A 6,516-nucleotide genomic window follows, 5' to 3' on the forward strand; every position below is an offset into this window, starting at 1 on the left:
CGATGGCGTCCTTGCTCCGCGAGGCCGACGTCGTCGTACTCGGCTATCGTCCTGCAGCACTAGCACGACTCGGGCTCTCCCCCGATGCACTTGCCCAGCAACACCCCGGTCTGGTCATCGCGCAATTGAGTGCGTGGGGATCCGGTCACCCGGACCGTGCCGGCTTTGACAGTCTTGTGCAGGCCGAATCCGGGATCGCTCTGATCGAGTCTGCTGATGGTGAGACTCCGGGTGCGCTTCCCGCCCAGGCACTCGATCACAGCGCCGGATATCTGCTCGCTGCCGGAGTATGCGCTGCACTCACCCGTCAGAGCGCCGACGGCGGGACCTGGCAAGTGGCCACGTCACTGCGTCGCGTCGCTGCTGAACTGCTCGGGATGCCGCGGCGTCCCGAGCCTGCGCCTGAGAGCGCGATCGACCCGGCGGATCACCGACAGAGTTTCGCGGTCGGCGGGCATGCCGTCACCACCGTGCGATCCGCGATACCGGGCTTCAGCTTCGCAGCGCCGCGGCCGTGGGGCTCTGACGCCGCACAATGGTGAGAATCACGCACAGGGCGAGGGTGAGCATCGCCCAGATGCCGCATGCCTGCGGCAACGTGCGGTACGCGAGGTGCTGCACGGTGAAGTCATCCGTGAGCGGCCCGAGCCGCGCGTAGCCGATCGCCCACGCGATGACGAGGGTGGCCGGCAACGAAAGCCACCAGAGCATCCTGACCCACGGCCATGTCGTCCGCGTGACGGTATCTCGCCGCACAGCACGCCGCTGCCAGACCAGCGCCCAGATCCCGATGATCAGAAGACCGACGACGCTCGATCCGTGCTGCAGCCACTTGTACCCCTGCAGGGGACCCCACTGCTCAGCCAGTGCGGGCAGGAGCTGCAGACCGAGCCGCCCCTCATGAGTGAATGCGTCCCACAGGATGTGCGAAAGAACACCGAGCAGCAGGGATGCTGCGAGCGACGCCCCATGCGTCCACCGACGGCCGATGCCGAGTGCGTCGTTCAGCGCGTCCGCCGCAGTGATATCCCACTCAGTGGGAAGCCGGCGGGCGAGCCACCTCGGGGCGAGTTCTGGCACGACAGGACGCAGTACGACGCGCCACAGCAGAAACAGTCCGAGCGCGACGACCGCCGTCCAGACGATGTTCGCGTATGTATGCGTGAACGCGTATGTGACACCGAACCCGCGCAGGAACAACGGCAGGTCCGGCGTCATCGCACCGATCGCGATTGCCGCAGGAACCAGCGGGGTGCGCAGAAACGGCAGCGCGACGACCGCGTGGCTCGGTGTGAACGGCATCTCAGCCGATGAATACGCCCGCGAGCGTCTTCTTGCCGCGGCGCAGCACCGATACTCCCCCGGGCAGGGTCCCCTCGACCACGGCCGCGTCGTCTTCCACACGGACACCGTCGAGTGAAACGCCGCCCTGCGTGATCGCGCGCCGCGCCTCGGACAGACTCGCCACCAGCCCTGTCGCGACGAGCGCATCGACGACCGATGTCCCCGCTGCGACTGTCGCATTCGGAAGCTCTTCGAGTGCCGTCCGCAGCGTGGCCGCATCGAGCGACGTCAGGTCGCCCTGGCCGAACAGCGCTTCGGATGCCGCGATGACCGCTGCCGTGGCATCCACGCCGTGCACCGTCGCGACTACTTCGAGAGCGAGACGCTTCTGCGCAGCGCGACGGAACGGCTCGGTCGCGACGAGATTCTCGTACTCCGCGATCTCAGCGCGCGTGAGGAACGTGAAGACCTTGAGCCGTTCGACGACGTCGGCATCTGCAGTGGCCAGCCAGAACTGGTAGAACGCGTACGGGCTGGTCAGGTCCGCGTCAATCCAGATGGCGTTGCCCTCGCTCTTGCCGAACTTCGTCCCGTCGCTGTTCGTGATCAGCGGGGTTCCGATCGCATGTGCCGCGACGCCCTCGGTACGACGGATGAGGTCGGTGCCACTGGTGAGGTTGCCCCACTGGTCAGATCCCCCGGTCTGCAGCACGCAGTCGTACTGACGGTAGAGCTCGAGGAAATCGAGTCCCTGCAGGATCTGGTAGCTGAACTCGGTGTAGCTAATGCCCTCATCCGAGTTCAGCCGTGCGCTGACGGCATCCTTCTTGAGCATCGTCCCGACGCGGTAGTGCTTGCCGATCTCGCGCAGGAAGTCGATCGCGCTCAGTGGAGCAGTCCAGTCGAGATTGTTCACCATGCGCGCGGCATTGTCGCCCTCGAAGCTCAGGTACCGCTCGACCTGTGAACGCAGGCTGTCGACCCACTCGGCAACGGTCTCCCTGGTGTTGAGGGTGCGTTCAGCAGTGGGGCGAGGATCGCCGATGAGACCGGTCGATCCGCCGACGAGGCCGAGTGGCTTGTGCCCGGCGAGCTGCAGACGGCGCAGCAACAGCAGCTGCACGAGATGTCCCAGATGCAGGCTCGGGGCCGTCGGGTCGAAACCGCAGTAATACGTGATCGGGTCCCCTGCGAGCAGGGCGCGCAGCGCCTCCTGGTCGGTGGACACGTGAACGAGGCCGCGCCAGACGATCTCGTCCCATACGTTCTCGAACGTGGGATCGATCGCCTGCGGGGCAGTCGTCAGAGGGGGTGTTGACACGCGATCCAGGTTATCAGCGCGACAACCGGTGCCGTTCACCGACGATGTCGGATGCCCATGCGAAGCTGTCGGCATGTCTTCGGCCGATCCGCTCCTATCGATCATCGTGGCCGCGAGCATCGCCGTGGTGATGTGCGTGGTGCTCGTGATCTCACTGACGAACCTCCGGGCGCCTTCCACGGCTCCGATGGTGGTTGCCAGTGCGCTCATCGCGGCGGCCCTGGTCATCGTCGTGGTGGTGCCTCCGACCGATATGGCGGTGCTCGCCGGCATCCCCCTGACCGCCGTGGGGATCGCCGCGGCAACAATCGGTGGCAACCCGTTCGCGCGGCGCGCCCTCGACATCGCCTCAGGTGATCGCGTGCGCGAGACGGCGGACGGCGGCATCCTCATCATCGCCGCGCACGACGCCGACCCCGAACATCCGCGCACGCTGATGCGCGGCGGTACGGTGATCGGCTACCTGGAGCGTCTCGCCGCAGTAATCGCGGTCGTCGTCGGCTTCCCCGAGGCGGTCGCCGCCGTCATCGCCGTCAAAGGCATCGGCCGGTTCCCCGAGCTCGCCGAGCCCGAGGCGCGCGAGCGGTTCATCATCGGCACTGTCGCGAGTCTGCTGTGGGCCGGGGTGATCGGGGCGATCATCCGTTTCTGCCTCGGATGAGCGCCCGGCTTCACCGGAGCCCGAGCAGTCGAAATCCCTCGATGACGGCTGAGGCACCCGATGTCGACAAGCCCTGCGACACCGCTGACTGGGTGATGCCCTCGGCAGCGGCGAGTTCCCGCTGAGTCAGCGACAGGCAGCGTCCGTAAGTCAGCCGGCGAACGCGCTCTGACATCGCTCCGACGAGCTCATCGCGCGTGAGCAGGTAGGCGTTAGCCCACCGCACGGCATCCGCATTCGGATCCTGCACACTCGCGTCGGCGACGATCCAGCTGCGCGCCTGCGGTGCTGCGCGCCTCTGCAGCACCTCCACGTGTTCGATGGCGCTGCGTGCGGCCCACCATCCCGGACCGTCGGAGATACCTCGCTCGGATGCCGCGGACGGCACTCTCCCGACGTCGCCGATTCCGATGCCGTAGCGGAACTCGACACCATCAGGCAGGGCCAGCCGCAGCAGAAGGGTTGCTCCCAGAGCTGCCTCGAGCGTCGGGTAGACCGCCTGTTGCTCGTCACCGACCGTCGGACGCAACCCGTGCTTCGCGACAGGGAGGTCTTCTTCGACGCGTGCGATCGTCTCGTCGAACGCCCGTTGCGCGTCGGCGCGATCAGCAAGCTGCCGAGAACCGATGATGTCTGCTGTGACTGCGATCGTCATAGCATGAGGATATCACTTATATATTGAAAACATAAGCGTCAGGCTGATATTGCGGGAATATCAGTTGCGTCGCATCAGATTCCGAGAGCGTGAGCAGCCTTCTGCGACCGGGCGATGAGCTCGGCGCGCTGCTCTTCGACACGCACCGGAGCAGTGCCACCCGCACCCGTTCGCGACGCGACGGATCCCTCGATCGTAAGCACCTCGCGCACCTCGGGCGTCAGGTGCTCGGATACCTGAGCGAGCAGCGCATCGTCAGCATCCTCGAGTCCGATCCCCTGTTCCTCGCAGGCGCGAACCAGCGCGCCGGAGATCTCGTGCGCATCGCGGAACGGCACACGTTGCTTGACGAGCCACTCGGCGACGTCCGTGGCCAGCGAGAACCCTTGAGGTGCGAGCTCTGCCATGCGCGCGGTATCGAAACGCAGTGTGGCGACCATACCGGCGAACGCAGGCAACACGACCTCGAGCGTGTTCACCGAGTCGAAGACCGGCTCCTTGTCCTCCTGAAGGTCGCGGTTGTACGCAAGGGGAAGCCCCTTGAGCGTCGCCATGAGACCCGTGAGGTTTCCGATCAGGCGACCGGACTTGCCACGGGCGAGCTCGGCGATATCGGGGTTCTTCTTCTGCGGCATGATGCTCGAGCCGGTCGAGTAGCTGTCGTGCAGCGTGACGAATCCGAACTCGCGCGTGTTCCACAGGATGATCTCCTCGGACAGACGCGAAAGATCGACGCCGATCATCGCGGTGATGAAGGCGAACTCGGCGACGACGTCACGGGCGGCCGTGCCGTCGAGCGAGTTCTCCGCGGGGCGATCCAGCCCCAGCTCACGGGCGACGAGCTCGGGATCCAGGCCCAGCGTGGAGCCCGCGAGTGCTCCCCCGCCGTACGGCGAGACGCCAGCGCGGACGCGCCAATCGACGAGGCGCTCAAGTTCGCGCACGAGCGGCCAGGCGTGCGCCTGCAGGTGGTGGGCGAGCAGCACCGGCTGCGCATGCTGCAGATGCGTGCGACCGGGCAGGATTGCTTCGGGGTGTACTTCGGCCTGTGCGACCAGCGCGTCGATGACCCGAAGGATGTCGCGGGCGATGACCTTGGCGTGATCGATCAGGTACATCCGCACGAGGGTGGCGATCTGGTCATTGCGCGAACGACCGGCACGCAGGCGTCCCCCGAGCTCGGGTCCGAGTTCGGCGATGAGCGCCTGCTCGAGCGCGCCGTGCACGTCTTCGTCCGTGACAGCAGGAACGATCGTGCCGTCGGCGACCTTTCGGGCTACGGCATCCAACCCCTCGTGCATGCGCAGCTCTTCATCGGCTTCGAGATATCCGGCGGCCGCGAGCGCCTTGGCGTGCGCGTGCGAACCGGCGATGTCGTAGGGGGCGAGAATCCAGTCGAAGTGCGTGGAACGGCTGAGTTCGACGAGTTCCGGGGACGGCCCCGATGCGAATCGTGCACCCCAGAGTGCGCCCTCGTTCGTGCCGTCGTGCTTCGCGTCGCTCATCGTTCCAGCCTAGCGGCGGTCGGCGTACCCACGACGGCCTTCGCTGTGCGGTCGAGCACCCACTCCAGCGGGCCGCGGCCGACGAGCAGCGCCCAGGCGGTGCATCCGAGGATCGTGCCGATGGTGAGCGGCCAGAACGGGTCGAGATCACGGAACCCGAACAGGTCACCGGTATCGCCGAGCACGATTCCCGCGATGATCGCCCAGATCAACAGCTGGGCCGCGTATGCCGTCAGCGGCATAGCGCCGGCCGCACGCAGAGGCAGGGTGATCACTCTCAGCACCTGCACTCGGCACAGCAGCAGGCAGGCTGCGAGGACCGCGATCACGAATCCGCCGGATCCGATCACCTCGAACAGTCCGGACGAGTGCGGCTGCGCCGACCATACCGACCACAAGTAGGGGTCCGCGGCGGGCGCGGGAAGTTCGGCGAGTCCGTAGCCGATCGTTGCGAGCACGGTTCCGGCGACCAGCATCCGAACCTGAGCCCCGATGCGCGTGAGTCCAGCCCTGGCGATGCCGAGACCGGCGAGCACGAACGCGATCCACACGGTGAACGGATAGTGCCATCCGGTGAAGGCATCCAGCTCTGCGCTGAACGGCATCTGCCAGATCGGAAGCGCGTTCAGCGCCGGCTGGACGAATGGCATGATGACGGCGAGCGCAGCTGCCGTCCACAGGACGGCGCGCGACCGCATCCCGGTGAACGGCAGTGCCAGTAGGAACAGAATCGCGTAGGCGGGGAGAATGACGTACACGGGGACGCCGGTGAGGATGAGCAGGATGCCGAGGATGAGCAGCATCGCGGCACGCAGTGCGAGTCGCCCCCGGGCAACCGACATCCGATGCCCTCCCAGCGGAGTGCGGCCGCCGGTGACGAGCCCGATCGAAACGCCGGCGAGCGTTGCGAACAGGATCGACGAGCGTCCGTCCACGAGCGCGATCCAGGTCGCGGGGTCCGTCCACACGAAGTGCTCGGCCGTCTCGAGCAGATGCGCCGCGAACATTCCGATGATGGCGAGGCCGCGCGCGAGATCGACTCCGGTGATCCGATCAGGACCGTTCAGGCGGTTCCAATTCTCGCGCACAC

The 6,516-nt window shown here is 66.5% G+C and carries 7 protein-coding genes; 2 read left to right on the plus strand and 5 right to left on the minus strand.

Going from position 1 to position 6,516, the window contains the following annotated elements; genetic code table 11:
- Positions 1–542: CoA transferase (locus ACTIAO_RS13085; RefSeq protein ID WP_441906659.1), on the plus strand; the 542-nt coding region annotated here is incomplete at its 5' end.
- On the opposite strand, the gene ACTIAO_RS13090 is transcribed toward ACTIAO_RS13085, so the two are convergent.
- Both ACTIAO_RS13090 and tyrS read right to left on the minus strand, forming a co-directional pair.
- Positions 493–1,302, minus strand: coding sequence for a DUF4184 family protein (locus ACTIAO_RS13090; RefSeq protein WP_441906660.1), 810 nt, complete (start codon positions 1,300–1,302; stop codon positions 493–495). The two genes, ACTIAO_RS13085 and ACTIAO_RS13090, sit on opposite strands and share 50 nt — an antisense overlap.
- 1 nt (position 1,303) lies before the next feature.
- Positions 1,304–2,605 carry a tyrosine--tRNA ligase gene (gene tyrS, locus ACTIAO_RS13095; protein ID WP_441906661.1) on the minus strand — a complete coding sequence of 434 codons (1,302 nt, stop codon included), beginning with the start codon at positions 2,603–2,605 and terminating at the stop codon, positions 1,304–1,306.
- A 73-nt stretch (positions 2,606–2,678) separates the two neighbouring features.
- On the opposite strand from tyrS, the gene ACTIAO_RS13100 reads away from it, so the two are divergent.
- Positions 2,679–3,266: a hypothetical protein gene (locus ACTIAO_RS13100; RefSeq protein ID WP_441906662.1), complete on the plus strand. Its 588-nt coding sequence runs from the start codon at positions 2,679–2,681 to the stop codon at positions 3,264–3,266.
- A gap of 10 nt (positions 3,267–3,276) precedes the next feature.
- On the opposite strand, the gene ACTIAO_RS13105 is transcribed toward ACTIAO_RS13100, so the two are convergent.
- From ACTIAO_RS13105 to ACTIAO_RS13115, 3 genes are all read right to left on the minus strand, one after another.
- Positions 3,277–3,921 carry a SatD family protein gene (locus ACTIAO_RS13105; RefSeq protein WP_441906663.1) on the minus strand — a complete coding sequence of 215 codons (645 nt, stop codon included), beginning with the start codon at positions 3,919–3,921 and terminating at the stop codon, positions 3,277–3,279.
- 74 nt (positions 3,922–3,995) lie between these two features.
- Positions 3,996–5,426 (minus strand): argininosuccinate lyase, encoded by a 1,431-nt coding sequence (gene argH, locus ACTIAO_RS13110; RefSeq protein ID WP_441906664.1) that lies wholly within the window; start codon positions 5,424–5,426, stop codon positions 3,996–3,998.
- A partial coding sequence (locus tag ACTIAO_RS13115; protein ID WP_441906665.1) for a heparan-alpha-glucosaminide N-acetyltransferase domain-containing protein occupies positions 5,423–6,516 on the minus strand: 1,094 nt, incomplete at its 5' end. The genes argH and ACTIAO_RS13115, both read right to left, overlap by 4 nt.

Source organism: Microbacterium sp. (assembly GCF_052099035.1).
Lineage (GTDB): Bacteria > Actinomycetota > Actinomycetes > Actinomycetales > Microbacteriaceae > Microbacterium.